Source organism: Streptomyces sp. NPDC002088 (genome assembly GCF_040296605.1).
In the GTDB taxonomy this organism is placed as follows: domain Bacteria; phylum Actinomycetota; class Actinomycetes; order Streptomycetales; family Streptomycetaceae; genus Streptomyces.
On the sequence record NZ_JBEOXO010000007.1, the window covers coordinates 75,239 to 102,073 of the forward strand.

Sequence of the window (26,835 nt, forward strand, 5' to 3'; positions counted from 1 at the left end):
GGCCCGCCGGTAGGCTCAAGGTGTGAACGCAGGAGAAACGCAGCGCACACCTTGGATCGTGGGGGTGTCGGGAGCATCCGGTACGCCCTACGCCGCCGCCGTGCTGCGTGCGCTCCTGGAGGCGGGCGAGAGTGTCGACCTGGTCGTCAGCCGGGCCTCCCGGCTCACCCTGCTCGACGAGACGGGGATCTCCTTCCGGGACGCGCACTGGCGGGACGATCTGCGGGAGTGGCTGTCGCGGGGGGCCGACGGGAAGCCGGGGTCGTTCGACGTGGACGTCGACGGGGTGCGGTACTGGGGTGCGGGGGACCTGGCCGCGGGACCGTCCTCGGGGTCGTATCCGGCGAAGGGCATGCTGATCGTGCCCGCGTCCACGGCCTGTGTCGCCGGGGTCGCCCTCGGGCTGTCGAAGGACCTGTTGCAGCGGGCGGCGAGCGTGACGCTCAAGGAGCGGCGGCCTCTCGTCGTCGCCGTGCGCGAGACCCCGTTGAACGGCCAGACACTCAGGCATCTCGTGACGCTGGACGACGCCGGAGCCGGCGTGGTGCCCGCCTCGCCCGCCTTCTACGCGGGGGCGACCCACATCCAGGATCTCGTGGACTTCGTCGCCGGACGGGTCCTTGACGCGGCGGGGGTCGGACACGGGCTCTACCGTCGCTGGAAGGGCGAACTCGGCGGCGGCTCCCGGCCCGTCTGAGCGGCCCGCATCAGGCGGTACCAGCAGCACTCTTCACTTCGGGTACTTCAGGAACTGTTCAGACCTCTTCAGATTCAGACCTCTTCAGACCCTCTTCAGACCTCTTCAGCGGAAGGCTTCGATCGCATGGACGCGGTGGACAGGCAGCTCATCCAGGCCCTGAGGGAGAACGGCCGGGCCTCCTACGCGGAGCTGGGGCGCCTCGTCGGTCTGTCGGGACCCAGCGTCACCGACCGCATCAACCGGCTGGAGGCGGCCGGTGTCATCACCGGTTACCGCGCCACCGTGGACGCCGCCAGCCTCGGCCTCGGCGTCATCGCCCTGATCGGCATCTCGCTCTCCGACGCGGCCGACCACGAGGATGTGGCACGCCGGCTGAAGGACCTCACCGAGATCGAGGACTGCTGGTTCATCGCGGGCGACGACTCGTTCATGCTCAAGGTGCGGGCGAGTGACGTGGACGGCCTGGAGAAGATCATCCGGCGGCTCAGCGGCACGAAGGGCGTCTCCAGGACCCGTACCACCATCGTGCTTTCCACGAAGTGGGAGAACCGGGTGGGCGAGCTGCCGGAAGAGGTCTAGAGGTCCAGGCGTACGGTTGGCAGGGTTCGTCCACAGGGAGAGGTAGAAGCATGGATGTCGGGCTCAAGCGCGAGCTGGAGGACAAGGTCCGGGCCGGTGAGCGGCTCACCCGCGAGGACGGCATCGCGCTGTACGAGTCGGACGACCTGGCGTGGCTCGGCGGCCTCGCGCACGAGGTGCGGACCCGCAAGAACGGCGACGTCGTGCACTTCAACGTCAACCGTCACCTCAACATGACGAACGTGTGCACCGCGTCCTGCGCCTACTGCTCCTTCCAGCGCAAGCCGGGCGAGAAGGACGCGTACACGATGCGCATCGAGGAGGCCGTCCGCCTCGCCAAGGCGATGGAGGGCGAGAACCTCACCGAGCTGCACATCGTCAACGGCCTGCACCCGAACCTGCCGTGGCGCTACTACCCGCGCTCCCTGCGCGAGTTGAAGGCCGCCCTGCCGGACGTGTCGCTCAAGGCCTTCACGGCGACCGAGATCCACCACTTCGAGACCATCTCCGGGCTGACCGCCTCCGAGATCCTCGACGAGCTCATCGACGCCGGTCTGGAGTCGCTGACCGGCGGTGGCGCCGAGATCTTCGACTGGGAGGTCCGGCAGCACATCGTCGACCACCGCACCCACTGGGAGGACTGGTCGCGCATCCACCGGCTCGCGCACGAGAAGGGTCTGAAGACCCCGTGCACGATGCTGTACGGCCACATCGAGGAGCCCCGCCACCGCGTCGACCACGTGCTGCGCCTGCGTGAACTCCAGGACGAGACCGGCGGTTTCCAGGTCTTCATCCCGCTGCGCTACCAGCACGACTTCGTGGACATGAAGGACGGCAAGGTCCGCAACCGCCTCCAGGCGCGCACGCAGATGGCGACCGGCGCCGAGGCGCTGAAGACCTTCGCCGTCTCCCGGCTGCTCTTCGACAACGTCCCGCACGTCAAGGTCTTCTGGGTGATGCACGGCGTGCAGACCGCCCAGCTCGCCCTTCAGCACGGTGCCGACGACATGGACGGCTCGGTCGTCGAGTACAAGATCACGCACGACGCCGACAACTACGGCACGCCGAACAAGCTCACCCGCGACGACCTGCTCGACCTGATCCGCGACGCGGGCTTCCGTCCGGTGGAGCGCAACACGCGCTACGAGATCATCCGCGAGTACGACGGCCCGGACCCGGCGCGCCGGGAGTCCCCGCAGCCGATGCGGGTGTGAGGGACAGCGGGTGCGTTCGGGGCATGCGGACCGGCCGGATTTTATCCTGTACGTAATAGGTACACTCGGCCCATGCCCCTTACCTTCACCCTCGATCCCGCCGTCGACCCCGCCCTGCGCGACGGCATCCTCGACCTGTGGACCGACGTCTCCAACGCGGGCGGCTCCGTGGGCTTCGTGCCGCCGGTGGCGCGGGAGGAGATACGCCCGGAGCTCGTCAAGCACTTCGTGGGGATGGCCGAGGGCCGCACCCGGCTGCTCGTCGGGCGCGACGAGCGGGGGAAGGTGGCCGCGACCGCGTTCTTCGCCTTCAACGCACACCGGCTGATGACCCACTGGGTGTGGCTGTACACGGTGATGGTGCATCCGCGGCGCCAGGGCAAGGGGTACGGTCGCGATCTGCTGGCGGCCGCCGCGGACGAGGCCCGCGCCTTCGACGGCATCGACGCGATCCGGCTCACCTGCCGGGGCGGGAACGGCCTGGAGCGGTTCTACGGTTCCTGCGGCTACAAGGAGGTCGGGCGGGTGCCCGGCGCGATCCGGGTGGCGCCGGGGGACCACCGGGACGACATCATCATGCTGCTCCCCTTGACATGAGTCCCCGCACCCGCGTGCAAGATCGGGTGCCGGGCGTGCTTCACTGGACGGTGCCCTTTGGGAACGTTCGGAACCGTTCGAAACGGAAGAGTGGATTGAGATGCTCCGCTACACGCTGATGCGCCTCGGGATCTTCGTGGGCTGCCTCGTGGTCGTCTGGGGTCTCGTCTACTCCGGTGTCGTCCCGCGCGGCCTCGGCGACTCCAACGGCATGTGGATCGCCCTCCTCGCCCTGGTGCTCTCGGCGCCGATCAGCTTCGTGGTGCTGCGCAAGGAGCGGGACCGCGCCTCCGTGAAGGTCGTGCAGAGGGTGGACCGGATGAAGGCCAACATCGAGGCCAGCCGGTCGCAGGAGGACGGCGAGGACGACGTGGCCCGGACGCAGGGCCAGGCACAGGGCCAGACTTCCTAGCCGTACGGCTCACCTGGGTGCGGTCGCGCCCAACTAGTCTTGCCCCATGGGTGCCGTGAAGACCAAGCGGATGCCGCGCGCGGTCCGTGAACAGCAGATGCTGGACGCCGCTGTGCGGATCTTCGGCCAACGGGGCTACATGGCCGCGTCGATGGACGAGATCGCCGAAGTCGCCGGTGTCTCCAAGCCGTTGGTCTATCTGTACCTGAACTCCAAGGAAGACCTCTTCACCGCCTGCATCCGCCGCGAGGCCGCCGCGCTCACCGAGGCCGTGCGGTCCGGCGTACGGCCCGGGCTCGGCGCCGACCGCCAACTCTGGGACGGGCTGCGGGCGTTCTTCACCCACACCGCACAGCACCCCGACGCCTGGTCCGTGCTGCACCTCCAGGCCCGTACGCACGGAGAACGGTTCGCCGCCGAGGTCACCGCGATGCGCGAGGAGATCGTCGCGTTCGTGACCCAGCTGATCGTGGTCGCGGCGCGCGAGGCGCTCCCCCACCCTCGGCTTCGCTCGTGCGCGGGGACCCCCATCGACCCCGACCTGCCCGAGCGCGAGGTCGCCGGGCTCGCCGAGGCCCTGGTCGGCGCCGCCGAGTCCCTCGCGGCCTGGGCCAACACCACCGAGGGCGTCTCGGCCCGGCAGGCGGCGGCCACCCTGATGAACTTCGCCTGGGCGGGCCTGGGCAACCTCATGGAGGGCCACCCCTGGTCGCCCCCGGAGTCCGACTGAGCGCTCCGCTGGAAGCGCGGTGACGAACCCGCGGGCCGGTGGGGGCGATCAAAGCGCAGGAAGCTGTGAAGGGAAGCGTTCAGGTCACCCGGGCAGTCCGACTGACTAATCGGACGTCAGTGGGTCCACGCCCCCACTCACATGGATCCGCCCCTGCGCCCCCCTCAGTTCGAACCGTCCGCCCTCCGCCGCGTACTCCACCGTCCCCGGCAGCAGTACCGGCGCCCGGAACTCCGCCCGCACCCGGGCCGCTTGCGGGGTGCCGTGCGCGGCGAGGCAGCGGGCCACCGTCCACATGCCGTGCGCGATGGCGCGCGGGAAGCCGAACAGGCGGGCGGTGAGCGGGTGCAGATGGATGGGGTTGCGGTCGCCGGAGGCGGCACCGTAGCGCCGCCCGACATCGGCGGCGAGACGCCACTCGGCGACGGCGGGCAGGGGCCGCCGCGCCCGGACCGGCGGCTCGGCGGCCGTACGCCCGTCCGTGCGATGCCGCGCCAGATACGTGCTCCGCGACTCCCATACGACGTCCCCGCCGACCCGCGCCTCGGTCACCACGGCGGCCTCCGTGCCGCGCCGGTGCGGGGCCAGCCCGTCGACGTACACGGTGAGTTCGTACGCGCCCGTGGCCGGCAGGGCGGTGTACCGCGTGATCTCGATCGACGTATGGACCAGACCGAGCAGCGGAAGGGGGAAGTCCCGGCCGCTCATCAGGCGCATCGCCGGCGGGAAGCCGAGGACGTGCGGATACGTGATCGGCAGCGCGTCGTCACCGGTGGCGAAGCCGCACGCCCGCTCGTACGCGGCCAGCCGCACGAGGTCGACGCGCAGGCCGGGCAGGACCAGGCGGGTGCGGGGGAAGGCGGCGTCGGGGCGGGGGCGCTTGAAGGGGGAGAGGAGGGCTCCGCGAGCGAGGAGGGGCATGAGGGCGGGGGAGCCGGTGAGGGCGGTGGGCGCGCAGGCCTCGGAGGTCGTCATGCTCCTGCCTCCGTCGTCAGGCTCGGTCATATCGCTTACTCCGGAGTAAGGTTACCGGAGGTAAGCCCAAAGTCGGAGGTGAGGCCTACGGACGTGAACCTTCCTCACGTAATCCCCGATGTTGCACACCCCTGGCTCCGGACCATCCCCGAACCCGCACATGCCCGCCACAGCAGCCCCGTACGATCCCCTACCTAACTCCCGGTAACCCCCTTTTCTGCGGGTGCCCGCCGGTGAACGCCTCGGTGCGCGAGGCACGTACGTATGCAGCAAGCAGTGTCGCCGCTGCACGCCCGAGGAGCCGCCCGTGTCCACTCCTTTCCCGACCTCCGTCGCGTACTCCGACGACGGAGGGCCCGTGCTCGTGGAGCCCGAGACGCGGCGGCTGGACGGTGCCGTACGCGAGGCGTACGTACCGCCGTTCGCCCGCCCGGTGACCCACGGCTCCCTCGCCGACCTGCCCTTCGACAGCGCGGCCGCCGCGCCGGACGCCGTGGCCCTCAGCCGCAAGCTGCCGGACGACGGGCGGTGGGTGGACGTGACGGCGGCTCAGTTCGCCGCCGAGGTGCAGGCGGTGGCGAAGGGGCTGATCGCCGAGGGCCTGATGCCGGGCGACCGGATCGCCGTCATGGCCCGGACGCGCTACGAGTGGACCCTGCTCGACTTCGCCGCGTGGTCGGCGGGCCTGGTCACCGTCCCCGTCTACCCCACCTCCTCCGTCTTCCAGACCCGCTGGATCCTCCACGACTCCGGCGCGGTCGCCCTGGTCGCCGAGACGGTCGCCCAGGCGGCGGCCCTCGGCCCCGAGATGGAGCACCTGCCCGACCTCCAGCACGTGTGGGTGATCGAGAAAGGCCACGTGGACCGCCTGGCGGAGGCGGGCGCACACCTGCCGGACCAGGAAGTCGCGGTGCGGCGGGGGATGCTGGGCCCGGGCACCCTGGCCACCCTCATCTACACCTCGGGCACGACGGGCCGCCCGAAGGGCTGCGTACTCTCGCACGGGAACTTCTTCGCCGAGGTCGACAACGCGATCGAGCTCCTCTACCCGATCTTCAAGGCGGGCATGAACGAGGAGGTCTCCGTCCTCCTCTTCCTCCCCATGTCCCACGTCTTCGGCCGCATGGTGGCGATCGCCTGCATCCGCGCCCGGGTCCGCCTCGGGCACGCGCCGAGCCTGAAGTCGGAGGACCTGCTGTCGGACCTGGCCGCCTTCCGGCCGACGTGCCTGCTGGCCATCCCGTACATGCTGGAGAAGGTCTTCAACACCGCGCGAGCGAAGGCGGAGGCGGGCGGCCGGCTGGCGTCGTTCGACCGCGCGGCGTCCGTGGCCCGCCGCTACGGCGAGGCACTGGAGGCCAAGCAGACGGGCACCGGCTCGGGCCCCTCCACCGCCCTGAAAGCGGGCCGTGCCCTCTACGACCCCCTGGTCTACCGCCGCATCCGCAACGCCATGGGTGGCCGCGTCCGCTACGCCATCTGCGGCGGCTCCCCGCTCGGCCGCCGTATGGCCGCGTTCTACGCCGGCGCCGGCATCGAGATCTTCGAGGGCTACGGCCTCACCGAAACGACAGGCGCGTCGACGGTCACCCCGCCCCTGCGGCCCCGCCTGGGCACGGTGGGCTGGCCCCTGCCCGGCACCCGCGTGCGCATCGCGGCGGACGGCGAGATCCTGCTCGCCGGCGACCACGTACTGCGCGGCTACTGGGACCCGGCGGCCGGCGGCGTCGTCCCCGCGGCCCCGGACGGCTGGCTCGCCACCGGCGACATCGGCGAACTGGACGACGACGGCTACCTCACCATCACCGGCCGCAAGAAGGAGATGCTGATCACCGCGGGCGGCAAGAGCGTGGCCCCCGCCCCCATGGAGAACTGGCTTCGTTCCCACCCCCTGATCTCCCAGTGCATGCTCCTCGGCGACGGCCGCCCCTACATCACCGCACTGTTCACCCTCGACCAGGACGGCATCACCCACTGGCGCCAGATGCACGGCAAGCACCCCGTCCCACCGGAACTCCTCGTCGGAGACGAGGAGTTGGCCGCCGTCCTCCAACGCGCGGTGGACGAGGCGAACAAACTCGTCTCCCGCCCCGAGTCCATCCGCCGCTTCGCGATCCTCCCGGTCGATTTCACGGAGGAGGCGGGCCACTTGACTCCGTCGATGAAGCTGCGGCGGGAGGCGATCCTGCGGGACTTCTCGCGGGAGGTGGAGGGGCTGTATCCGCAGTAGGGGGGTACGGGTACGGGGCGTGTCTGCTGGCGGGTGAGATCGAGGAAGGGCACGCCTCTTCCGTCGTACGCCTTTGCTGCGACCGTGGCGATCAGCGCGTCGGCACCCCAGTCGGGCAGGTGGCGTACGGCATGGATGGCGGCGCCGACATCGCTTCCCGAACCTCAGGAACAGCCGCCCGTAAAAGCCCACCCGCATCCAGCAACTCATCCTGGTGTGGGCAGAACTCTCTCTCAAGGAGCCGCAGTCACGCCCACGCCCCGCCGGCAACTTTCCGCCACCGTGTCCGCGAACGCCCGCGCAGGCGGACTGAGTGCCTCCCATCGCCGTACGGCCCAGCCGACCGGCAGGGGGCGCAGGCCGGGAAGGGGGATCAGGCGGAGGTCGCCGTCCCCGGGTACCGGCAGCCCGGGGACCGCCGGGACGACCGCCCGGCCCACGCCCAACTCCGCCAGCAGCAGTGCCGTATCCCAGTCGGCGACGCTCGTGTCGTAGGCGAAGCGGACGCCCAACTCGGCACACGTCGTGTCCAGATGGGCGGCGGAGGCGGAGTTCGGGGGCAGCCGGATCAGGCGAACGCCGCTCAGTTCCCCGACATTCACAGCGGCCCGCCCGGCGAGCGGATCGTCCGCCCGTACCGCCAGCACCCACGGCAGCTCGACCACGGCCCGCTGCTCGATCCCCCGCACCGGCGGACCGAGGGTGATCCATGCCAGATCCAGCGTGCCGTCGGCGAGCGTGTCGAAGCTGCCGCGACCGGAACTGACCGTACGGAACTCCAGGTTGACCTTCGGATGCCGCTGCCGGAACGCGACGACCGCCTCCGACATGAAGTGCCGTACGGTCGTCGCCCCGGTCGCCACGCGTACGTAGCCGCTCTCGCCGTCGACGAGATCCCGCAGCTGCCGTATCGCCAGGTCCAGGCCGGAGATGCCCTCGGCCGCCGCCGCTTCCAGAACGCGGCCCGCCTGGGTCGGCACGACGCCGCGCGGCTGCCGTTCCAGCAGGGCGACGCCGGTCTCCCGCTCCAGCCGCTTGACGTGCTGGCTCACCGCCGACTGCGTACATCCGAGATCCCGGGCCACCGAGCTGAGGCTCCCGGCCCTGCACACAGCGACGAACACACGCAGGTCGTCGAGGGTCACAACACCAAGCTAACACTTGGGGGTAGCAACAAAAGCCAAGGATTGACTGTGCTCAGGCGCGTGCACGACGATTTCCGCAGGGCCCAGGGCGGCAACCCGCTCCGCCCCTCCACCGGTGGAGGGACGGAGCGGGTGCCGACCCGCCGCGCCCCGAAACGTCGGAAGGACGCCGACCTTGCAGACCTCCACAGCACAAGCCACCGCACTCCTGAGGGAGTTGGGCGCCGAAGCCATTCCGCACCCCGGCGGCACCCTCCTCGCCCACCTCGACCGCGTACGCGCCCGACTGGCCGCCTGGGGCGCCCGCCCCGCCCTCCAGCTCGCCGGCCTCTGCCACGCCTTTTACGGCACCGACGGGTTCCCGGCGGCCCTGCTGCCCCTCGCCCGCCGCGCCGAGCTCGTCGAGATCATCGGCACGGAAGCCGAAGCGATCGTCTACGCCTACGCGAGCTGCGACCGCAAGGCCACGTACCCGCACTTCGCGGCCCCCGCCTCCGCCCTCCACGACCGCTTCACCGGCGACGCCCGCACCCCGCCCCCGCAGTTGCGCCGGGACTTCGCGGAACTCTCCGCCGCCAACGAACTCGACCTCGCCCGCCGCGATCCCGCGTTCCGCGACCGGCACGGCCCCGGTCTCCTCGCCCTCTTCGCCCGCTTCCGCCCGTGGCTGAGCGACCCTGCCTGGGACGACTGCCTCGCGGTCCTGAGGAACCGGCCGGGCGCCGCACGTCAGGAGTGACCCTCCCCGGCGGCCGCAGGCAGTCCAGGACAAGGGCCGTCAGACGCCGAGTCCCGGCCGGTGTACGGCCCTTGACTTCACAAGACCCCCGCGCGACATTCCGGTCCCCTTGTCCTCGTCGGACCGGAAGGGTCACCCATGTCCGCTACGTATGCCATGTCCGCCACCTCCAAGAGCCCGCCCGGGCGCACGCCCTCCCGTAGACAGGTGCTCGGCGCCGTCGCGGGCACCGGGGTCGCCCTCGCCGCCGGGGCGCACGGCGCCACCGCCGCCGACCTCCCCCTCCTCGGCACCTACGACGTCGTCGTCATCGGCTCCGGGGCCGCGGGCATGACCGCCGCGCTCACGGCCGCCAAGCGGGGGCTGAGCTGCGTGGTCGTGGAGAAGGCGCCGACCTTCGGGGGGTCGGCGGCCCGTTCGGGTGCCGGGATCTGGATACCGAACAATCCCGTCATCCTGGCCGCCGGCGTCCCCGACACCCCCGCCAAGGCCGCCGCCTACCTCGCCGCCGTCGTCGGCGCGGACGTGCCCGCCGCCCGGCAGCAGGCCTTCCTCGCCCACGGGCCCGCCATGATCTCCTTCGTCATGGCCAACAGCCCCCTGCGCTTCCGCTGGATGGAGGGGTACAGCGACTACTACCCCGAGCTGCCCGGCGGCCTCCCCAACGGCCGCTCCATCGAGCCCGACCAGCTCGACGGCACCGTCCTCGGCGCCGAACTCGCCCACCTCAACCCGCCGTACATGCAGGTCCCGGCCGGCATGGTGGTCTTCAGCGCCGACTACAAGTGGCTCGCCCTGTCCGCGGTGAGCGCCAAGGGTCTCGCCGTCGCCACCGAGTGCCTGGCCCGGGGGACCAAGGCGGCCCTGCTGGGACAGAAGCCGCTCACCATGGGGCAGTCGCTGGCCGCGGGGCTGCGGGCGGGGCTGGCGGCGGCCCAGGTTCCGGTGTGGCTCAACACCCCGCTGACCGATCTCCTCCTCGAAAACGGGTCCGTCACCGGAGCCGTCGTCACCCCGGACGGCGCCGCCACCGGGCTCGTCCGCGCCCGGCGCGGGGTTGTCGTCGGCTCCGGCGGGTTCGAGCACAACGCCGCCATGCGCGCGCAGTACCAGCGGCAGCCCATCGGGACGGACTGGACCGTGGGCGCGAAGGAGAACACGGGGGACGGGATCCGGGCGGGGGAGCGGGCGGGCGGCGCCCTCGACCTGATGGACGACGCCTGGTGGGGGCCCGCCATCCCGCTGCCCGGCCAGCCCTACTTCTGCCTCGCCGAACGCACCCTTCCCGGCGGCATCCTCGTCAACGCCGCCGGCGCCCGCTTCGTCAACGAGGCCGGCCCCTACAGCGACGTCGTCCACACCATGTACGACCGCAACCCCACCGACCCGGACATCCCGGCCTGGCTCATCACCGACCAGAACTACCGCAACCGCTACCTCTTCAAGGACGTCGCCCCGACCCTGACCTTCCCCGACGACTGGTACAGCTCGGGGGCCGCCCACAAGGCCTGGACCCTGGACGCGCTCGCCTCGTCGATCGGCCTCCCGGCCGCCGCCCTGCGTGCCACCGTCGACCGCTTCAACTCCCTTGCCCGCAGCGGCAAGGACACCGACTTCCGGCGCGGCGACAGCGCGTACGACCACTACTACACAGACCCGTCCGTCCTCCCCAACTCCTGCCTCGCCCCGCTCTGGCTGCCCCCTTACTACGCCTTCCGGATCGTCCCCGGCGACCTCGGCACGAAGGGCGGCCTGCGCACGGACGCCCGGGCACGGGTGCTGCGCGCCGACGGCTCGGTCGTCCCCGGTCTGTACGCCGCCGGGAACGCCAGCGCCGCCGTGATGGGGCACAGTTACGCCGGCGCCGGCTCGACGATCGGCCCGGCGATGACGTTCGGATACATCGCGGCGCTGGACCTCGCGGGGGTGCTCTAGGAAAGGGGGAGCCCGAGCTCGGCCAGGTACGCCGTCACCCGCCCGGGCCCGCACCCCAGGTCAGCCACCGGCCGACGGCCCTCGCCCCCGCTCCCGCCGACGAGTTCGGCGTACGCGCCGAGGATCGCCCGCTCCAGCGGCTTGGCAGCGAGCTCGCCGCTGAAGCGGTCGGCGTAGTCGTCGGCGATGGTGTCGTAGAAGGTCCGGATGCCGGTGAGGAAGTCGGTGTCGGTCGTCATGGCCGGTGACCGTAGCGGGACCCACTGACAGAGCCACTGAACCCCACAGCGAGGACAAGACCATCAAGCCGATCCCGGGACCATCGCCCGCAGCAGGGCGGTGGCCGCGGCCGCGCCCAGCACCACCACCACGAAGGGCGCCCGCCGCCACGCCAGTACGCCGCCGACCAGTACCCCGGCCGGCCGCGCCCACCCCGCGAACCCTCCGCCCTCGGTCAGTGCCCCCGTCGCCAGCAGCGCGACGAGCAGCACGACGGCGCCCGCCGACAGCAGCTCCTGCACCCGCGCCGAAAGCACGACCCGCCCGTGCAGCACCGGCCCGACCAGCCGGAAGGCGTACGTCCCCACGGCCAGCGCGAGGATCACGGCGACGCCGGCGCTCATACGGAGGCCTCCTTACGGCCGTAGAGGAAGAGCCCCGTCAGTGCCAGCAGCACAGGCACACCCGCCGGGACGGCCGGGGTCACTGCCAGTGCCACGGCCGCGCCGAGTGCCGCCGAGCGTCGTACGCCCGCCTTCTCGCGCAGGGTGGGCAGGACCAGGGCGGCCAGTACGGCGGGGAAGGCCGCGTCCAGGCCGTACCGGTCGGTGTCGCCCAGTGCGCTCCCGGCGAGCGCCCCTACCAGCACGCCCGCGTTCCATACGGCGAACAGGCCGAGCCCGGAGATCCAGAACGCCGCCCGTCGCCGTGCCGGGTCCGCCTGGGCGAGCGCGAAGGCAACGGTCTCGTCGGTCACGAGGTGCGCCCCGACGAGGCGGGCGAGCCGGCCCCGGCCGATGACGTCCGCGACGGTGAGGCTGAAAGCCACCGTGCGGGTGTTGAGCAGCAGGCCGGTGGCAGCCGCGGCGAGGGGACCGCCCCCGGCCAGCAGCACACCGACCGCGCTGAACTGCGCCGAGCCCGCGTACACGACCAGCGACATCACCACCGGCACCCACACCGGCAGCCCGCCGGCCACGGCGATCGCGCCGAAGGAGACCCCGACGACACCCCCGGCAAGACAGACGAGCGCGACGTCCCGGAGCAGTTCGGGGTCATGGACATAAGCTGTTGTTCGCTGCACCGAACGCATGTTTTTTATATTGGACAACAAGGTCCATGTTCGTCAAGGCGAACGATCGTACTTCTGGAGCGAACGCCATGTCCGATGCCCCCACCCCGGCCCCGGCTCCCACTCCGACCCCGGCCTCGCCCCCGCCGCGGCTCCCGCTGGACTGGATCGCCGCCTCCCTGCGGCGCGAACGCACCCGCACCGGGCTGAGCCTGTCCGAGCTGGCCAAGCGGGCCGGGATCGCGAAGTCCACCCTGTCGCAGCTGGAGGCGGCCGGCGGGAATCCGAGCATGGAGACGATCTGGGCGCTGGCGGTGGCGCTGGGGGTGCCGTTCAGTGCGCTGGTGGAGCCGCCCGCCCCGGCGGTGCAGGTGATCCGCGCGGGCGAGGGGCCCACCGTCCATTCCGAGCAGTCCAGCTACACGGCGACGCTGCTCTCGGCGAGCCCGCCGGGGGCTCGGCGTGACATCTACTGCGTCTGGCTGGAACCCGGCACCGTACGGGACTCGGATCCGCACATCCCGGGCACGGTGGAGCACATCGTCGTCAGTGCCGGGAGGGTGAAGGCGGGGCCACGGGGGGAGGAGGTCGAGCTGGGGCCCGGTGACTACATGGCCTACCGCGGGGACGTGCCGCACGCGTACGAGGCACTGGAACCGGGGACGACCTTCACGCTCGTCATGCAGCACGTATAGGCGCGGGGCAAAGGCAGGAGCCCCGTCGCCGGATGGCGCGGGGCTCCTTGGGTACTGCTATCCAGTCCGAATCAAAGCTTTGGGCTCGATGAGCCTAAGGCTTAGAGCGGGGTGACGTTCTCCGCCTGCGGACCCTTCGGGCCCTGGGTCACGTCGAAGGAGACGTTCTGGTTCTCCTCGAGCGAACGGAAACCGTTGGCGTTGATCGCGGAGTAGTGGACGAAGACGTCGGGGCCTCCGCCTTCCTGGGCGATGAAGCCAAAGCCCTTTTCGGCGTTGAACCACTTCACGGTTCCGGTAGCCATAAGCCCTCCTTGGGCCCAAAGGGTCGCCCTGCTCCAGAACCCTGCAAGTGTGAAAACTGTGCTGCACAACTGCATACGTCTGAAAACGACTAGAGCCCGCGGTCACATGCTCCGCAGGCTCTGTACTGCAAGGGAAACCAAACTGCAACTTGCGGCGAGCCTAGCATGCGGGCAGCCGAAAGCAATAGAGGTCAAGATCATGTCACTCGGACGTTTGAATCCGATCGTGTGAGGTGGACGGTGGGGGTGGCTGGGACTGACTGGGGGCGGCCGGGAGTGGCCGGAAGTGACCGGGAGCGGCCGGAAGTGATGGGCGGCGGCGGCAGGTGGCGGCCAGGGAGGCGGCCGGGCCGACGGCCGGGGGTGACCGCTGTGCGGCGGACCCCAGGGTCTAGTCTCGCGATGTGGACAATTCTCGCACCCGGCCGCGTGTCGGCCACATCCAGTTCCTGAACTGCCTGCCCCTGTACTGGGGACTCGCGAGAACGGGAACACTCCTCGACTTCGAGCTGACGAAGGACACCCCGGAGAAGCTCAGCGAGAGGCTGGTGCAGGGGGACCTCGACATCGGACCCATCACCCTGGTCGAGTTCCTCAAGAACGCGGACGACCTGGTGGCCTTCCCCGACATCGCCGTCGGCTGCGACGGCCCGGTGATGTCCTGCGTGATCGTCTCGCAGGTGCCGCTGGACCAGCTGGACGGCCGCCGGGTCGCCCTCGGCTCGACCTCGCGTACGTCGGTCCGGCTGGCCCAGCTGCTCCTGGCCGATCGTTTCGGCGTCCAGCCGGACTACTACACCTGCCCGCCCGACCTCAGCCTGATGATGCAGGAGGCGGAGGCCGCGGTGCTCATCGGCGACGCGGCGCTCCGGGCCAACCTGCTGGACGGCCCCCGCTACGGCCTCGCCGTGCACGACCTGGGCGCGCTGTGGAAGGAGTGGACGGGTCTGCCGTTCGTCTTCGCAATCTGGGCGGCCCGGCGCGACTACCTGGAGCGTGAGCCGGTCATCACACGCCAGGTGCACGAGGCGTTCCTCGCCTCCCGCAACCTCTCCCTGGAGGAGGTCGGCAAGGTCGCCGAGCAGGCGTCCCGCTGGGAGGCCTTCGACGAGGAAACCCTGGAGAAGTACTTCACCACGCTCGACTTCCGCTTCGGCGGGCCACAGCTGGCGGCTGTGACGGAGTTCGCCCGCCGGGTCGGCCCGACGACGGGATTCCCGGCGGACGTGAAGGTGGATCTGCTCCAGCCGTAAGGGCGGAGACTGTTCCGCACTGATCTGCTGACGTATGTGCTGACGTGTCCTACAGGGGAGAGGGGGACGTCATGCAGCCGCTCGCAGCCGACGAGCCCACCCCCGTCGGGCCCTACCGCCTGCTCGGCCGGCTCGGCTCCGGGGGGATGGGCCGCGTCTACCTGGGGCGCAGCGTCGGCGGGCGTACGGTCGCGGTCAAGATCGTGCACCCGCACCCGCACCTCGCGCTCGACGAGGAGTTCCGCGCTCTCCCCCACTGTCGGCTGCGCTCGAGCGGGGGGACCCCCATCGGCGCGAGGTCGAGGCCGCGCGGCGGGTGGGCGGCGCCTGGACGGCACCGGTCCTGGACGCGGACCCCGGGGCGCCGGTCCCGTGGGTGGCGACGGCGTACGCGGCGGGCCCGTCCCTGAGTGCGGCGGTGGCGGACGGCGGCCCGCTGCCCGCGCACTCCGTACGCGCCTGTGTGCCCGCCCGCGTATCCGGTCGTAACGGAGCGAAGTGCCCGTCGTCTTCGGCCGCTTGGGCCTGGCCGATCGTGCGGTCATGGCCTCGTCACTCCCCACCGCCCCGGCTGTCACTACTGTGTCGGCGAGAGCGAATGCCACCATCACGCCGGGCACGCACCTTAGAGCGCGGCACATCGCATCACCACGGGGAAGGACGGGGAGCGCCCGCCATGGAGACACTGCAGCCTGACGATCCGCGGGAGTTGGGCAGCTACCGGCTGTTGCGCAGGCTCGGCGCCGGTGGCATGGGGCGTGTCTACCTCGCCCGTTCGCCCGGCGGCCGGACCGTCGCCGTGAAGGTCGTACGGCCCGATCTCGCCGCGGACGCCGACTTCCGCGGCCGGTTCCGGCACGAGGTCGAGATCGCCCGCGCGGTCTCCGGCCGCTACACCGCGCCCGTCGTGGACGCCGCCCCGGACGCACCACTGCCGTGGCTGGCGACGTCGTACGTGCTCGGCCCGGACCTCACGGACGTGGTCGCCGCGCACGGCGCACTGCCCGAGAGGACCGTGCACGCGCTGGCCGCCGGCCTCGCCGCCGCGCTCCAGGAGATCCACGCGGCCGGCCTGATCCACCGTGACCTGAAGCCGTCGAACGTCCTGCTGGCCGCCGACGGCCCGCGCGTCATCGACTTCGGCATAGCTCGGGCGGTGGACGGAAACCGTATGACACAGACGGGAGTTGTGGTCGGCTCGCCCGGCTACATGCCGCCGGAGCAGGCGCTGGGCAAGGATGTCGGCCCGGCCGGCGACGTGTTCTCCCTCGGCGCCGTCCTCGCCTTCGCGGCGACGGGCCGGGGCGCCTTCGGGGACGGCACCGCCTCGCACGCGGCGATGCTCTACCAGGTCGTGCACGGCGAGGCGGACCTGACGGGCGTACCGCAGTCCCTGATCGGGCTCGTCCGCGCCTGCCTGCTGAAGGACCCGGCCGCCCGGCCCGCCCCCGCGGAGATCGTCGCGGCGCTGGCGCCACAGGGCGTCGAGACGGTACTCAGCGACTGGCTCCCGTCGGCGGTGGCGTCGACCATCGCCACGCACGCGGCGGGGATCCTGGACCTGGAGGCACCGGACGCCCCGGCCGCGGGTGCCTTCGGGCCGGCGCCGGCGGTGGCGGTGGTGGACGGGGCGGGGCCGGCACCGGGCACCCCCGCGCCCGGCTACGGCTATCCGCCCGCCCCCGGATCCCCCGGTTACGGCGGCACCCCGCCCGGCGGGACGCCCGGCCCCGGCTACGGGACCCCGCCCTCCGCGTACGGCGGCACCCCGCCCGGCGGGACGCCCGGCCCCGGCTACGGCACCCCGCCCTCCGCGTACGGCGGCTCCCCGGCTCCGGCGTACGGCGGCTCCCCGGCCCCGGCGTACGGCACTTCCGTCCCCGGCGCCGTCCAGCTCGGCGCCGATGGCGCGACGCCCCCCGCCCCCTCCCGCCGCCGCGCCCTCGGCCTCGCGGCCGGCGGTGCGGTGGCCGTCGCGGCGGTCGGCGGAGGCGTGGCGTGGTGGCTCGGGAAGGACAGCGGCACATCCGCGTCGGCGACGGGCGGCGGCGCCAAGGGCGGTACGGCGGAGCCCGTCGAGGAGAACTTCACCACCCCGCCGGCCGGGGTGGCCCCGCAGCCGCTCTGGCACACGTCGGTCGCGGAGGACAGCACCAGCTCGAACGTACCCCTCCTCACCTACGACGGCCTGCTCCTCGTCAGCGGCGACCCGCTCGTGGCGTACGACGTGAAGACCGGCAAGGCCCGCTGGTCCAAGAAGGACGTCTGCCGCGCCGGAGCCCAACTCCTCTTCCACGACGGCAAGGTGTTCCTCTCCGACGGCGACTTCGACGGCGTGCTCACCGCCCGTGACGTGAAGACCGGCGACGAGGTCTGGCGCAGCCGCCTGGGCAAGGAGCTCGAGGTCCAGGACACGATCGCCGTCGACGCCAAGAACGTGTACGTCACGCTGTCCGACTACAGCGAGTCCAAGAGCGCCACGGAGTACCGCACGGCCGTCGCCGCGATCAGCCACAGCACCGGCAAGAAGGTGTGGCTGCAGAAGCGTGACTGGGGCACCGACGACTACGACGTCGAGGGCACCGTCTCCGGCAAGTACCTCGTCTACGCCGACTCCAAGTACAACCTCACCGTGCGCGACACCGCCACCGGCGCCCAGCTGTGGACCAAGAAGGTTGGGGACGACTGGAGCTGGCAGCCCACGGTCGCGAACGGCCTGGTCTTCCTGCCGGGCGAGAAGCTGACGGCCCTCGACGCGGACACCGGCAAGACACGGTGGACGCTCTCCCCCAACGGCCGCCGCGGCTTCCACAACCCCACCGTCATCGACGGTGTGCTCTACACCAGCGACTACGACCGCGGCGTCTGGGCCGTGAACGTCAGGACCGGCAAGCGGATCTGGCTCTGCGAGGAGCAGGACCGCGGGGCGCCGGAGTCGTATCTGAAGGCCGGGACGACGCTGTACTGCGCCACCGGGGCCCTGGCCGGCGGCGTGGTCGCCCTGGAGGCCAAGACCGGCAAGCTGCGCTGGACGTGGACCGACAACGGGGACGCCGGCGACTCCTGGCAGATCGCCCTCTCCGGCAACCGGCTGATGGTGACGAACGGGCCGGAGATATACGGGTTGCCGGCCGTCTGACACCCGGGCAGCAGGGCAACAGGGCAGCAAAGCACGACCGCGGAGACTGCGACTGGTCTCCGCCGGCTGAAGTAACGAACGTGGCCACAGGGGCCGACGGGGAGGATGACCACCATGCGGATGCTGGTCACGCTCGTGCACGAAGGCGGTGCGCCGCAGGACGTCGTCGTCACCGCGGACGCCACGGCCACGGCCGGCGATGTCGCGGAAGTGCTGGGGACGGCCGTAGGACGTGCCGCCCCTCCGCCGGGCGGCACGCCGGGGAACGTCGTACCCATGCGCGGCACGCCGGCCCCGCCGCCCGGCTACGGGACGGCCGTGACCGGGGCGCTGTCCCTGGGCCACATGACGATCACGCTCGGCGGCCCGGACGGGCCGACGACCACCCCGCCGTTCCTCGTCGACATCAGCGAACAGGGGCGGCCCGCGGTGTACGCGCGCCTCGTGGGCCCGTACGAGATCATCGGCCTGGAGGCCCCCGACGGCGAGCGCAGCGCACTGCTCCACGAGGCGCTGCTCGACGAGCTGCTGCCGACCTGGCGCGACGACGTCGCCGCGGTGGGGTGAGCCGGGATGAGCACCACCCTGCTGGTCCTCACCGCCGCCCTGTGGGGTGCGGCGACGGGGACGCTCCTGCCCCGGGCCGCGCATCGTTTCTCCGTACCGTCGGGGGAGGCGTGGCGTCAGGAGTGCCCCGGCGGGCATTCCATCCGGGGGTGGGTGGGGTGGGCGCGGTGCGGTGAGTGTGCGCGCGAGGGGTCCTCGTACGGCCCCAGCACTTTCCTCCTCTCCCTCTCCACCGCCCTCGTCTGCGCCGCCCTCGCCGCCGCCACCGGTACCCGGCCCGAACTCGTCGTCTGGCTGCTGCTCGCGCCCGTGGGCGTGCTGCTGGCGGTCGTCGACTTCCGGGTGCAGCGGCTGCCCGACGTCCTGACCCTCCCGCTCGCGGCCGCCGCTCTCGCCCTGCTCGGCCTCGCCGCCCTCGCGCCCGAACACGCCGGCGACTGGCTCACCGCGCTGTACGGCGCCCTGGCCCTCGGCGGCGGCTACTTCGTGCTGTTCCTCATCAACCCGAGCGGCATGGGCTTCGGCGACGTGAAGCTGGCCCTCGGCACGGGCGCCGTCCTTGGCTGGTACGGCTGGCCGACGGTGCTGCTCGGCACCTTCGCCGGGTTCCTGTTCGGTGCCGTGTACGGCGGTGTCCTCGTCGTCGCGCGGGGCGCCGGGCGCAAGACATCCATCGCGTTCGGGCCGTTCCTGATCGCGGGGGCGTTCGTGGGGCTGCTGATCGGCGCGTACACGGCCTGAACACGTACACGGCCTGAAGGAGGCGTGGCAAAACGGCTGGCGTAGGCTGGTTCGGTCCGTCCACACCCCTTGACGAAAGGGACGCTCCGGTGACCGAGAAGGCCGAGCTCACGTCTTTTGATGTCACAGCCGTGCTTGACCGCGCGGCGGCGGGCGGACGCATCACGCCAGAGGAGGCGCTCGTCCTCTACCGCGACGCCCCGCTGCACGCGCTGGGCGCCGCCGCCGACGCCGTGCGCCGCCGCAGGTACGCCGGCACCGAGCACATCGCGACGTACATCATCGAGCGCAACATCAACTACACGAACGTGTGCGTCACGGCGTGCAAGTTCTGCGCCTTCTACGCGGCCCCCAAGGACACCGCCAAGGGCTGGACCCGCGACCTCGACGACATCCTGCGCCGCTGTGCCGAGACCGTCGAACTGGGCGGCACCCAGATCATGTTCCAGGGCGGCCACCACCCGGACTACGGCGTGGAGTACTACGAGAAGCACTTCGCCGCCATCAAGCAGGAGTTCCCGCAGCTCGTCATCCACAGCCTGGGGGCGAGCGAGGTCGAGCACATGGCCCGGATCTCGAAGGTGTCGGTCGAGGAGGCCATCACCCGGATCCATGCGGCGGGCCTCGACTCCTTCGCCGGCGCCGGCGCCGAGCTGCTTCCCGAGCGGCCGCGCAAGGCCATCGCCCCGCTGAAGGAGAGCGGCGAGCGCTGGCTGGAGATCATGGAGACCGCGCACCGGCTGGGCGTCGAGTCCACGTCGACCATGCTGATGGGCACCGGCGAGACCAACGCCGAGCGCATCGAGCACCTGCGGATGATCCGTGACGTCCAGGACCGTACGGGCGGCTTCCGCGCCTTCATCCCGTACACCTACCAGCCCGAGAACAACCACCTGAAGGGCCGCACGCAGGCCACGCTCTTCGAGTACCTGCGGATGATCGCCATCGCGCGGCTGTTCATGGACAACGTCGCCCACATCCAGGGCTCGTGGCTGACCACCGGCAAGGAGGTCGGCCAACTGTCGCTGCACTACGGCGCCGACGACCTCGGCTCGATCATGCTGGAGGAGAACGTCGTCTCCTCCGCCGGCGCCAAGCACCGCTCCAACCGCCTCGAGATCATCGACCTGATCCGGAAGGCGGGGCGGGTCCCGGCCCAGCGGACCACGACGTACGAGCACATCGTCGTGCACGACGACCCGGCGAACGACCCCGTCGACGAGCGCGTCATGTCGCACATCTCGTCCACGGCGATCGAGGGCGGGACGGCGCATCCGGAGCTGAAGCTGCTCGCCTCCAACTGACGTAGACGTCAGACGTGTTGACGATTCACGCCGCCGATCTCCTGGTCACGGGGGACCGGCGGCCTTCCCTGCCGGGCGGCGCGGTACTCGTCGACGGGCGGGCGATCGCGGCCGTCGGCCCGTACGAGGAGCTGGCGGCCGCGCATCCGACGGCCCGGGTCCGGCGCTGGCCGGGGCTGCTCACGCCGGGACTGCTGAACCCGTACGGGCCCGAACTGCTGGAACACGCCTACCATCCCGACCCACGCGAGGCCGACGAGCTGGGCACCGAGCCGCTCACCGGCGAGGCTCTTGCCGCGCTCGCCATGACCGACGCCCGCTGGGGCGCGAGCGCGCGGCGCGGGGTGCAGCGGATGCTGGCGCACGGGACCGTCGCTGTGGCGGGGGAGTTGGGGCGGCCCGCGGTGCTGGACGCGGTGCGCCGGGCGGGGATGGCCACCGAGCCGCGCCTCGCACCTCCCGCCGGCCCGCCGTCCCTGGACCCGTTGGCCTCCGCCAGAAGTCTGGCGGAGGCGGTCATACGGCCGCTTCCGTCCGCCGGTGTCGCGACGTCAGCCGGTGTCGCGACGTCAGCCGGTGTCGCGACGTTCGCCGGTGTCGCGACGTTCGCCGTCTTCGATGTCCCGGACGAGGCGACGCTCCTCGAGCGCGGAGCCGCGACCTGTGTGGCCACGGTCGTCGCGGGACGTCTGGTGCACCGGCGCCGGTGACGCCGGTCAGCCCGAGAACGCCTCCGCGAACGCCCCCGAACTCTGCTCCACCCCACTGCAGTTGGTCGCCGCGTCGTCCTGTGACGCCTCGCCGTCCTCGCACTGCTGGTCGCGGAAGGTGGACCACATGGACACCCAGGCGATCTCGTTCTCCTCGGCGAACGTCCGCACCTCGGCCGCGTCCGAGAGTGAGAAGGTCTCGTTGTCGATGTCGTTCTCGCCGATCATCGAGGTGAGGGCCATGCCCCGCCAGGCGGCCGCGTCAGACAGCCCGAAGACGTCCTTCAGCTGGGTGTGGGTGGCCTTGGCCGAGGTGAGCGCGTAGTCGCCCATGTCGGCTGTGTACGACTCCCCGTAGTTCATCGTCATGACGTTCACGACGGACACCTGGACGTCGTACTTGTTGGCGGACTCCAGCAGCGCCACGCCGTCGGAGTCGAGGCCGCTGGGCATGACCGGGAGGGTGAAGGAGACCTTGAGGTCGGGACGGTCCTTCTGCAGCTGGGCGATCGCCTCGGAGCGCAGGGCGACCGAGTCGGAGTCGGTCAGCTGGGTGCCCTCGATGTCGAAGTCGGCCTGGGTCGCCCCCGCCGCGTCCAGCGCCTTGCCGTAGGCGTCCGCCAGCTCCGAGGCGCTGTCACAGACCGACGCCAGCTCCTTGCCGGAGGCCCCGCCGAAGGAGACGCGCACACTGGCGCCGGACTCCGTCAGCTGCGAGATCCGGGACTTCACGGCGGAGTCACCGATGGCCTCGGTGCCGTTCCACTTCGGCGTACAGCTGCTGCCGTCCGAGATCACGAAGGCCAGGTTGTACGTCGTCGGCGAGCCGGCGGAGTCGTTGTCGTTCGCCTCCGTGGCGCTGACGTACGGCTCGTACGACGTACTCGGCGAGGCGCTCTCCGAGGCGCTCTCCGAGGGGGAGGCGCTGGTCTGTTCAGGGGTCGCGGGTGCCGCGTCCGACGTGCCGTCGGACCCCGCGGAGCACCCTGCCGTGGCCAGGGCAAACAGGCAGGTCAGCCCGGCCGCCGGCCTCAGGAAACTCCTCATTGCGTATGTACCCGCTCTCGTGATTTCTGTCTCAGGATGGAAACAAAACGCGATTACCGAGTGGAAATGTCTCACACCAGGCTGTGGCTGTTCATGGATAGGAGGTGCATAGCGACTTCATGGCGAAATCGGGACGAGCCGGGCGAATCGCCTGATCAAAAGGGGCATTCTATCTGCCCCGCCCGGTGTTGGATCGCGCAGACATTTCGCGGTTCTCTTAGGGAAAAGACAGGTTGGCGTGTTCCTCATAGCTGTCTCACAAGCAAGACAGAGAGGTCGGCACATAAAGCCTCCCTAATATCGGTGGAATGCATTCAGAGACTGCCATCGAAAGTCGTGGCGCCGACCGTGGTCGCCGTCGCAAACGCGGCAACGCCTCCGCCGAGGGGCCCGTGTTCGTTGACAGCTCAGGACGCAGATCAAAGCTGCTGCGTCGGATCGGCCTCCTCCTCGGCGTCGTCTGTCTCGCGTATGCGGGTGTGCTCGGCGCCGCCTTCATGGGCTGGGGCACCTCACTGAACCCGTCCTCGCTGCTGCCGTTCGGCGGCGACGGGCAGAGCGGCCAGGGCCCCGGCGGCCTGCAGCCCAACGGCGGTGTCGCCGACCAGATCGGCCGGCCCAGCGGCATACCGACGGTGCCGACCTCGGGCGCCGCCACCCCGGCCTCCTCCGCGTCCGCCGTCGCGGCCGCCAACTGACCGGAACGCAGCCACCCTCATGACGACGACTCCCTCTCGCGGCCGACGGCGCGCCCCCTCCCGCATCGAGCGGGCGGCGGGCAGGGCCGCGGCGTTGCAGAAACCGCGTGTCATCCTCGCTCTGTTGCTCCTGCTGGCCCTGACCTGCGTGATGCTGCTCGACGGCTACCTGCGCGCCGAGGTCGGCGGTGACGAGCGGGTGCGCGACGGCGCCAGCTCGAGCAAGGTCCCCGACAAGGTCCTCAACGGCGGCCCGATCCTCACCTTCCAGGGCGGGCAGGCCACGAATGTTTCCGTGCCGGACAAGACGATCGCCCTCACCTTCGACGACGGCCCGAACCCCACCTGGACCCCCCAGGTCCTGAAGATCCTCCAGGAGAACGACGTGCCCGGCACGTTCTTCCTGGTCGGCTCGATGGTCTCGCGCTATCCGAGCATCGTGAAGACGTTGGTCGAGCAGGGCAACGAGGTCGGCATCCATACCTTCACGCATGTCGACCTTTCGTACCAGAGCAGCGCCCGCGTCAACCGCGAAATGGAGCAGACGCAGCTCGCGCTGGCAGGCGCGGCCGGCATCACGACCACGCTGTTCCGTGCGCCGTACTCGTCCGAGACGGACGCCATCGACAACTACAGCTGGCCTGTCTACAAGAAGCTCGGCGAGGACGGCTACACCAGTGTCTTCGTCGACACCGACAGCGACGACTGGAAGAAGCCGGGCGTCTCGAAGATCATCAAGTGGGCCACGCCGAGCGGCACCGACGGTGCGTCGGTCCTCTTCCATGACGCGGGTGGCGAGCGCTCACAGACGATCAAGGCGCTGCCGCAGTACATCAAGAAGATGAAGGCGAAGGGCTACACCTTCACCACCATCAGCGGCGTCATGCAGAAGGACAACGCCGCGGGCCGTGCCGCGCGGACCGGCACGGGGACGGACACGGGGGCAGGCGCGGGGACAGGCGCGGGCACCAGCCGGCAGGAGGCGGCCGGCGGAGTCGCGGAGGCCGGCGTGACCGGTGAGCAGCCCGGCGGGACCCTGCCGAACGGCAACGGCGGCACCACCAGCACCATCTCGCGTCTCCAGGCCGCCCACCGGGAGGCCACCGGCGCCACCCTCTACGAGGGCAAGGCCCTGATCGCGGCGGTCGCCGTCGCCGAGTGGACGGTGCCCGTGCTCGCGGTCGGACTCATGGTCGTGGGCATCGCCGTCATGAGCCGCTTCGGGATGATGCTGATCCTCGCCCGCCGCCACTACAGACAGCGCAACAAACGCCGCTTCAGCTGGGGGCCGACCGTCACCCGGCCGGTGAGCGTGATCGTGCCGGCGTACAACGAGAAGGAGTGCATCGCCAACACGCTCAAGTCGCTGGCGCAGAGCACCCACCCGATCGAGGTCATCGTCGTCGACGACGGCTCGACGGACGGCACGTCCGAGATCGCGCGCAGTGCGGCCGAGTCGCTCGGCATGACGAACGTCCGGGTCATCCGCCAGGAGAACGCGGGCAAGCCGGCCGCCCTCAACAACGGTGTGCGCAGCGCCAGTTACGACATCGTCGTGATGATGGACGGCGATACCGTCTTCGAGCCGGACGCCGTGCACCAGCTCGTGCAGCCCTTCGCCGACCCCGAGGTCGGCGCGGTCGCCGGCAACGCCAAGGTCGGCAACCGCGACACGATCATCGGCGCCTGGCAGCACATCGAGTACGTGATGGGCTTCAACCTCGACCGCCGCATGTACGACCTGCTGCGCTGCATGCCCACCATCCCCGGTGCGATCGGCGCGTTCCGCCGGGACGCCGTGCTCGAGGTCGGTGGCATGAGCGAGGACACCCTCGCCGAGGACACCGACATCACCATCGCCATGCACCGCGGGGGCTGGCGGGTCGTGTACCAGGAGCACGCCAAGGCCTGGACGGAGGCGCCCGGTTCGCTCAAGCAGCTGTGGTCCCAGCGCTACCGTTGGTCGTACGGCACCATGCAGGCGCTGTGGAAGCACCGCAAGTCCCTGACGGACAAGGGCCCGTCGGGCCGCTTCGGCCGGGTGGGCATGCCCCTGGTGGTCATCTTCCAGATCATCACGCCGGTCTTCGCTCCGCTCATCGACGTGTTCACCGTCTACTCGATGATCTTCGTCGACTTCCAGGCGGCCTTGCTGGCGTGGCTGGCGGTGCTGGCGATCCAGCTGGCGTGCGCGGCGTACGCGTTCCGCCTCGACCGAGAGAAGTACCGGTACCTGCTGATGATGCCGCTGCAGCAGCTGGCCTACCGCCAGATGATGTACCTCGTCCTCATCCACTCCTGCATCACCGCCCTCACCGGCGGCCGCCTGCGCTGGCAGAAGCTCAAGCGCACCGGCGAGGTCGGCACCCCGGCGGGGGTGAACTGATGAGCTGGGAGGCGGAGCAGCAGCCGCACCAACAGGGCTATCCGCAGCAGGGGTACGGCTACGGGCAACAGCCGCAGCCGCAGCCCGTGTATGGGCAGGGGCAGGGGCAGGGGCAGGGCTACGGATACGGGTACGGCGGTCAGGATCAGCAGCAGTACGTGCAGCAGCCGTATCCCGCGCAGTACGCGGACCACGGGCAGCGGCCGGCGGCCGAAGCGACGGCGACGCTGCCTGCGGTGGAGCCGGAGCCGGAGCCGGAGCCGGAGCCAGAGCCGGAAGCTGAGGCTCCTGTCGTCGTGGAGGAGGTGCCCCCGCCGCCGCCCAAGCCGGCCGGGCGCGACCGCTACTTCGACACCCTCCGTGCCGTGGCCCTGATCCGCGTCGTCACGTACCACACCTTCGGCTGGGCCTGGGCCGGCATGGTCTTCCCCTCGATGGGGATCATGTTCGGCCTGGCCGGCACCCTGATGGCGAAGTCCCTGGAGCGCCCCGCGCTCAAGGTGGTGAAGAGCCGGCTGCGCCGACTCCTGCCGCCGTTCTGGTTCTGGGGCTTCTTCGTGGTCCTCGCGATGCTGATCCACGACTGGATGCCGGGCTGGGAGATCGTCTACTGGATCGTGCCGCTGGGCGACCCGCCGGGCAACGCCTGGGGCATGCAGGCCTGGGAGATCCTCTGGTACCTGCGGACGTACCTCTGGTTCGTCCTGCTCTCCCCGTTGATGCTGAAGGTGTTCCGGCTCGCCCCGGTGCCGGTCCTGCTGGCCTCGCTCGCCCCGATCGTCGTCTTCCAGCTCGTCTGGACGCCGCCGGACGGCCGCTTCGGCAGCGCCCTGTGGGACCTGGCGACGTACCTGTTCTGCTGGATCCTCGGCTTCGCGCACCGTGACGGCGTGCTCCAGCGGGTGCGGCCTGCCGCGGTCGTCGTGCTCTCGCTCGCCGCGATCGGCTTCGGCGGCTGGTACGCCTTCTCGCACCAGGCCGAGTTCGGCACCTACGACCTGGACGAGATCCCGCTCGCGCAGGCCTTCTGGTCGGCGGGGTTCGTGGCGCTGCTGATGTACTTCAAGGTCGACTTCGCCGGCCTCGCCCGCTTCCGGCGGCTGGACCGGATCGTGACGGTCTTCAACGCCCGCGCGGTGACGATCTACCTGTGGCACGAGATCGCACTGATCCTCGCCGTCCCGCTGATCGACCAGTTCTGGAACGTACCCGCGTTCGAGAAGTGGCTGCCGCTGGAGAGCCAGTGGTTCATGTTCGGCATCGGCTGGGTCCTGATCGCGGTGTTCGTGCTCCTGTGCGGGTGGGTCGAGGACGTCGCGGCGAAGAAAAAGCCTCGACTGCTGCCGTGACACGGCCGAGGTTGCTGCCATGACACGGCGGTTGGTGGGCCGGGCGACACGGCGGTCGGTGGGCCGGGCGCGGGTGCGTCCGGCCCGTACTGCC

The 26,835-nt window shown here is 70.9% G+C and carries 26 protein-coding genes and 1 pseudogene; 20 read left to right on the top strand and 7 right to left on the bottom strand.

The window, feature by feature from the left end:
* Positions 1-22: 22 nt before the first annotated feature.
* The 6 genes from ABT114_RS16825 (at position 23) to ABT114_RS16850 (ending at position 4,232) form a co-directional block, all read left to right on the top strand.
* Complete coding sequence (locus ABT114_RS16825) at positions 23-697, top strand: UbiX family flavin prenyltransferase (protein ID WP_351143157.1); 675 nt, start codon at positions 23-25, stop codon at positions 695-697.
* Between the two features lie 126 nt (positions 698-823).
* Complete coding sequence (locus ABT114_RS16830; protein ID WP_351143159.1) at positions 824-1,279, top strand: Lrp/AsnC family transcriptional regulator; 456 nt, start codon at positions 824-826, stop codon at positions 1,277-1,279.
* Between the two features lie 50 nt (positions 1,280-1,329).
* The gene (mqnE, locus tag ABT114_RS16835; protein WP_351143161.1) at positions 1,330-2,493 is read left to right on the top strand and encodes an aminofutalosine synthase MqnE; all 1,164 of its coding nucleotides are present in this window, start codon (positions 1,330-1,332) and stop codon (positions 2,491-2,493) included.
* A gap of 72 nt (positions 2,494-2,565) precedes the next feature.
* Complete coding sequence (locus ABT114_RS16840) at positions 2,566-3,090, top strand: GNAT family N-acetyltransferase (protein ID WP_351143163.1); 525 nt, start codon at positions 2,566-2,568, stop codon at positions 3,088-3,090.
* Positions 3,091-3,190: 100 nt separating this feature from the next.
* On the top strand, positions 3,191-3,502 hold the full coding sequence (locus tag ABT114_RS16845; protein ID WP_351143165.1) for a DUF4229 domain-containing protein: 312 nt from the start codon (positions 3,191-3,193) through the stop codon (positions 3,500-3,502).
* A 46-nt stretch (positions 3,503-3,548) separates the two neighbouring features.
* Positions 3,549-4,232 carry a TetR/AcrR family transcriptional regulator gene (locus ABT114_RS16850; RefSeq protein WP_351143167.1) on the top strand — a complete coding sequence of 228 codons (684 nt, stop codon included), beginning with the start codon at positions 3,549-3,551 and terminating at the stop codon, positions 4,230-4,232.
* Positions 4,233-4,337: 105 nt separating this feature from the next.
* Here ABT114_RS16850 and ABT114_RS16855 read toward each other — a convergent pair whose 3' ends face one another.
* Positions 4,338-5,207, bottom strand: coding sequence for a MaoC family dehydratase (locus ABT114_RS16855; RefSeq protein WP_351143169.1), 870 nt, complete (start codon positions 5,205-5,207; stop codon positions 4,338-4,340).
* Between the two features lie 307 nt (positions 5,208-5,514).
* Between ABT114_RS16855 and ABT114_RS16860 the strand changes: the two genes are divergently transcribed.
* Positions 5,515-7,437, top strand: a complete 1,923-nt coding sequence (locus ABT114_RS16860) for an AMP-dependent synthetase/ligase (protein ID WP_351143171.1) — start codon at positions 5,515-5,517, stop codon at positions 7,435-7,437.
* Between the two features lie 233 nt (positions 7,438-7,670).
* Here ABT114_RS16860 and ABT114_RS16865 read toward each other — a convergent pair whose 3' ends face one another.
* Positions 7,671-8,582 carry a LysR family transcriptional regulator gene (locus tag ABT114_RS16865; RefSeq protein WP_351143173.1) on the bottom strand — a complete coding sequence of 304 codons (912 nt, stop codon included), beginning with the start codon at positions 8,580-8,582 and terminating at the stop codon, positions 7,671-7,673.
* A 175-nt stretch (positions 8,583-8,757) separates the two neighbouring features.
* Here ABT114_RS16865 and ABT114_RS16870 point away from each other — a divergent pair, with 175 nt between their 5' ends.
* The gene (locus tag ABT114_RS16870) at positions 8,758-9,321 is read left to right on the top strand and encodes a DUF6817 domain-containing protein (protein ID WP_351143175.1); all 564 of its coding nucleotides are present in this window, start codon (positions 8,758-8,760) and stop codon (positions 9,319-9,321) included.
* A 156-nt stretch (positions 9,322-9,477) separates the two neighbouring features.
* Positions 9,478-11,256, top strand: a complete 1,779-nt coding sequence (kstD, locus tag ABT114_RS16875) for a 3-oxosteroid 1-dehydrogenase (RefSeq protein WP_351143732.1) — start codon at positions 9,478-9,480, stop codon at positions 11,254-11,256.
* On the opposite strand, the gene ABT114_RS16880 is transcribed toward kstD, so the two are convergent.
* The 3 genes from ABT114_RS16880 to ABT114_RS16890 form a co-directional block, all read right to left on the bottom strand.
* Positions 11,253-11,495, bottom strand: coding sequence for a class I SAM-dependent methyltransferase (locus ABT114_RS16880; RefSeq protein ID WP_351143177.1), 243 nt, complete (start codon positions 11,493-11,495; stop codon positions 11,253-11,255). The genes kstD and ABT114_RS16880 overlap by 4 nt on opposite strands.
* Before the next feature lie 63 nt (positions 11,496-11,558).
* Entirely contained in the window at positions 11,559-11,879 is a 321-nt protein-coding gene (locus ABT114_RS16885; protein ID WP_351143179.1) for an AzlD domain-containing protein, read from the bottom strand.
* On the bottom strand, positions 11,876-12,568 hold the full coding sequence (locus ABT114_RS16890; RefSeq protein WP_351143181.1) for an AzlC family ABC transporter permease: 693 nt from the start codon (positions 12,566-12,568) through the stop codon (positions 11,876-11,878). The genes ABT114_RS16885 and ABT114_RS16890 overlap by 4 nt, the downstream gene beginning before the upstream one ends.
* A 68-nt stretch (positions 12,569-12,636) precedes the next feature.
* Here ABT114_RS16890 and ABT114_RS16895 point away from each other — a divergent pair, with 68 nt between their 5' ends.
* Complete coding sequence (locus tag ABT114_RS16895) at positions 12,637-13,242, top strand: helix-turn-helix domain-containing protein (RefSeq protein WP_351143183.1); 606 nt, start codon at positions 12,637-12,639, stop codon at positions 13,240-13,242.
* 101 nt (positions 13,243-13,343) lie between these two features.
* Here ABT114_RS16895 and ABT114_RS16900 read toward each other — a convergent pair whose 3' ends face one another.
* Complete coding sequence (locus tag ABT114_RS16900; protein ID WP_351143185.1) at positions 13,344-13,547, bottom strand: cold-shock protein; 204 nt, start codon at positions 13,545-13,547, stop codon at positions 13,344-13,346.
* Between the two features lie 404 nt (positions 13,548-13,951).
* On the opposite strand from ABT114_RS16900, the gene ABT114_RS16905 reads away from it, so the two are divergent.
* The 7 genes and pseudogenes from ABT114_RS16905 to ABT114_RS16935 all read left to right on the top strand — a co-directional run bounded on the left by ABT114_RS16905 (position 13,952) and on the right by ABT114_RS16935 (position 21,261).
* The gene (locus ABT114_RS16905) at positions 13,952-14,800 is read left to right on the top strand and encodes a menaquinone biosynthetic enzyme MqnA/MqnD family protein (protein ID WP_351143187.1); all 849 of its coding nucleotides are present in this window, start codon (positions 13,952-13,954) and stop codon (positions 14,798-14,800) included.
* A 71-nt stretch (positions 14,801-14,871) separates the two neighbouring features.
* Positions 14,872-15,257 (top strand): annotated as a pseudogene (locus tag ABT114_RS16910) (protein kinase family protein); the annotation flags it as partial.
* A 219-nt stretch (positions 15,258-15,476) separates the two neighbouring features.
* Complete coding sequence (locus ABT114_RS16915; RefSeq protein ID WP_351143734.1) at positions 15,477-17,939, top strand: protein kinase domain-containing protein; 2,463 nt, start codon at positions 15,477-15,479, stop codon at positions 17,937-17,939.
* 105 nt (positions 17,940-18,044) lie between these two features.
* On the top strand, positions 18,045-18,506 hold the full coding sequence (locus ABT114_RS16920) for a hypothetical protein (RefSeq protein ID WP_351143757.1): 462 nt from the start codon (positions 18,045-18,047) through the stop codon (positions 18,504-18,506).
* 6 nt (positions 18,507-18,512) lie between these two features.
* Positions 18,513-19,247, top strand: coding sequence for a prepilin peptidase (locus ABT114_RS16925; protein ID WP_351143189.1), 735 nt, complete (start codon positions 18,513-18,515; stop codon positions 19,245-19,247).
* 89 nt (positions 19,248-19,336) lie between these two features.
* Entirely contained in the window at positions 19,337-20,551 is a 1,215-nt protein-coding gene (gene mqnC / locus ABT114_RS16930) for a cyclic dehypoxanthinyl futalosine synthase (protein WP_351143191.1), read from the top strand.
* Positions 20,552-20,565: 14 nt separating this feature from the next.
* On the top strand, positions 20,566-21,261 hold the full coding sequence (locus ABT114_RS16935) for an imidazolonepropionase-like domain-containing protein (RefSeq protein WP_351143193.1): 696 nt from the start codon (positions 20,566-20,568) through the stop codon (positions 21,259-21,261).
* Positions 21,262-21,267: 6 nt separating this feature from the next.
* Here ABT114_RS16935 and ABT114_RS16940 read toward each other — a convergent pair whose 3' ends face one another.
* On the bottom strand, positions 21,268-22,308 hold the full coding sequence (locus tag ABT114_RS16940; protein ID WP_351143195.1) for a chitinase: 1,041 nt from the start codon (positions 22,306-22,308) through the stop codon (positions 21,268-21,270).
* 308 nt (positions 22,309-22,616) lie between these two features.
* On the opposite strand from ABT114_RS16940, the gene ABT114_RS16945 reads away from it, so the two are divergent.
* From ABT114_RS16945 to ABT114_RS16955, 3 genes are read left to right on the top strand one after another with little or no spacing between them, the layout of a single operon-like run.
* The gene (locus ABT114_RS16945; RefSeq protein WP_351143197.1) at positions 22,617-23,006 is read left to right on the top strand and encodes a hypothetical protein; all 390 of its coding nucleotides are present in this window, start codon (positions 22,617-22,619) and stop codon (positions 23,004-23,006) included.
* 19 nt (positions 23,007-23,025) lie between these two features.
* Positions 23,026-25,392, top strand: a complete 2,367-nt coding sequence (locus ABT114_RS16950) for a bifunctional polysaccharide deacetylase/glycosyltransferase family 2 protein (protein ID WP_351143199.1) — start codon at positions 23,026-23,028, stop codon at positions 25,390-25,392.
* A complete protein-coding gene (locus ABT114_RS16955) occupies positions 25,392-26,741 on the top strand; it encodes an acyltransferase family protein (RefSeq protein WP_351143201.1) in 1,350 nt (449 codons plus the stop codon). The genes ABT114_RS16950 and ABT114_RS16955 overlap by 1 nt, the downstream gene beginning before the upstream one ends.
* Positions 26,742-26,835: the final 94 nt, after the last annotated feature.

Coding starts and splice junctions, on each gene's coding strand:
- ABT114_RS16830 (WP_351143159.1), top strand. CDS start 824: ATGGACGCGGTGGACAGGCAGCTCATCCAGGCCCTGAGGGAGAACGGC.
- mqnE (WP_351143161.1), top strand. CDS start 1,330: ATGGATGTCGGGCTCAAGCGCGAGCTGGAGGACAAGGTCCGGGCCGGT.
- ABT114_RS16840 (WP_351143163.1), top strand. CDS start 2,566: ATGCCCCTTACCTTCACCCTCGATCCCGCCGTCGACCCCGCCCTGCGC.
- ABT114_RS16845 (WP_351143165.1), top strand. CDS start 3,191: ATGCTCCGCTACACGCTGATGCGCCTCGGGATCTTCGTGGGCTGCCTC.
- ABT114_RS16850 (WP_351143167.1), top strand. CDS start 3,549: ATGGGTGCCGTGAAGACCAAGCGGATGCCGCGCGCGGTCCGTGAACAG.
- ABT114_RS16855 (WP_351143169.1), bottom strand. CDS start 5,207: ATGACGACCTCCGAGGCCTGCGCGCCCACCGCCCTCACCGGCTCCCCC.
- kstD (WP_351143732.1), top strand. CDS start 9,478: ATGTCCGCCACCTCCAAGAGCCCGCCCGGGCGCACGCCCTCCCGTAGA.
- ABT114_RS16880 (WP_351143177.1), bottom strand. CDS start 11,495: ATGACGACCGACACCGACTTCCTCACCGGCATCCGGACCTTCTACGAC.
- ABT114_RS16885 (WP_351143179.1), bottom strand. CDS start 11,879: ATGAGCGCCGGCGTCGCCGTGATCCTCGCGCTGGCCGTGGGGACGTAC.
- ABT114_RS16890 (WP_351143181.1), bottom strand. CDS start 12,568: ATGCGTTCGGTGCAGCGAACAACAGCTTATGTCCATGACCCCGAACTG.
- ABT114_RS16895 (WP_351143183.1), top strand. CDS start 12,637: ATGTCCGATGCCCCCACCCCGGCCCCGGCTCCCACTCCGACCCCGGCC.
- ABT114_RS16900 (WP_351143185.1), bottom strand. CDS start 13,547: ATGGCTACCGGAACCGTGAAGTGGTTCAACGCCGAAAAGGGCTTTGGC.
- ABT114_RS16915 (WP_351143734.1), top strand. CDS start 15,477: ATGGAGACACTGCAGCCTGACGATCCGCGGGAGTTGGGCAGCTACCGG.
- ABT114_RS16920 (WP_351143757.1), top strand. CDS start 18,045: ATGACCACCATGCGGATGCTGGTCACGCTCGTGCACGAAGGCGGTGCG.
- ABT114_RS16925 (WP_351143189.1), top strand. CDS start 18,513: ATGAGCACCACCCTGCTGGTCCTCACCGCCGCCCTGTGGGGTGCGGCG.
- ABT114_RS16940 (WP_351143195.1), bottom strand. CDS start 22,308: ATGAGGAGTTTCCTGAGGCCGGCGGCCGGGCTGACCTGCCTGTTTGCC.
- ABT114_RS16945 (WP_351143197.1), top strand. CDS start 22,617: ATGCATTCAGAGACTGCCATCGAAAGTCGTGGCGCCGACCGTGGTCGC.
- ABT114_RS16950 (WP_351143199.1), top strand. CDS start 23,026: ATGACGACGACTCCCTCTCGCGGCCGACGGCGCGCCCCCTCCCGCATC.
- ABT114_RS16955 (WP_351143201.1), top strand. CDS start 25,392: ATGAGCTGGGAGGCGGAGCAGCAGCCGCACCAACAGGGCTATCCGCAG.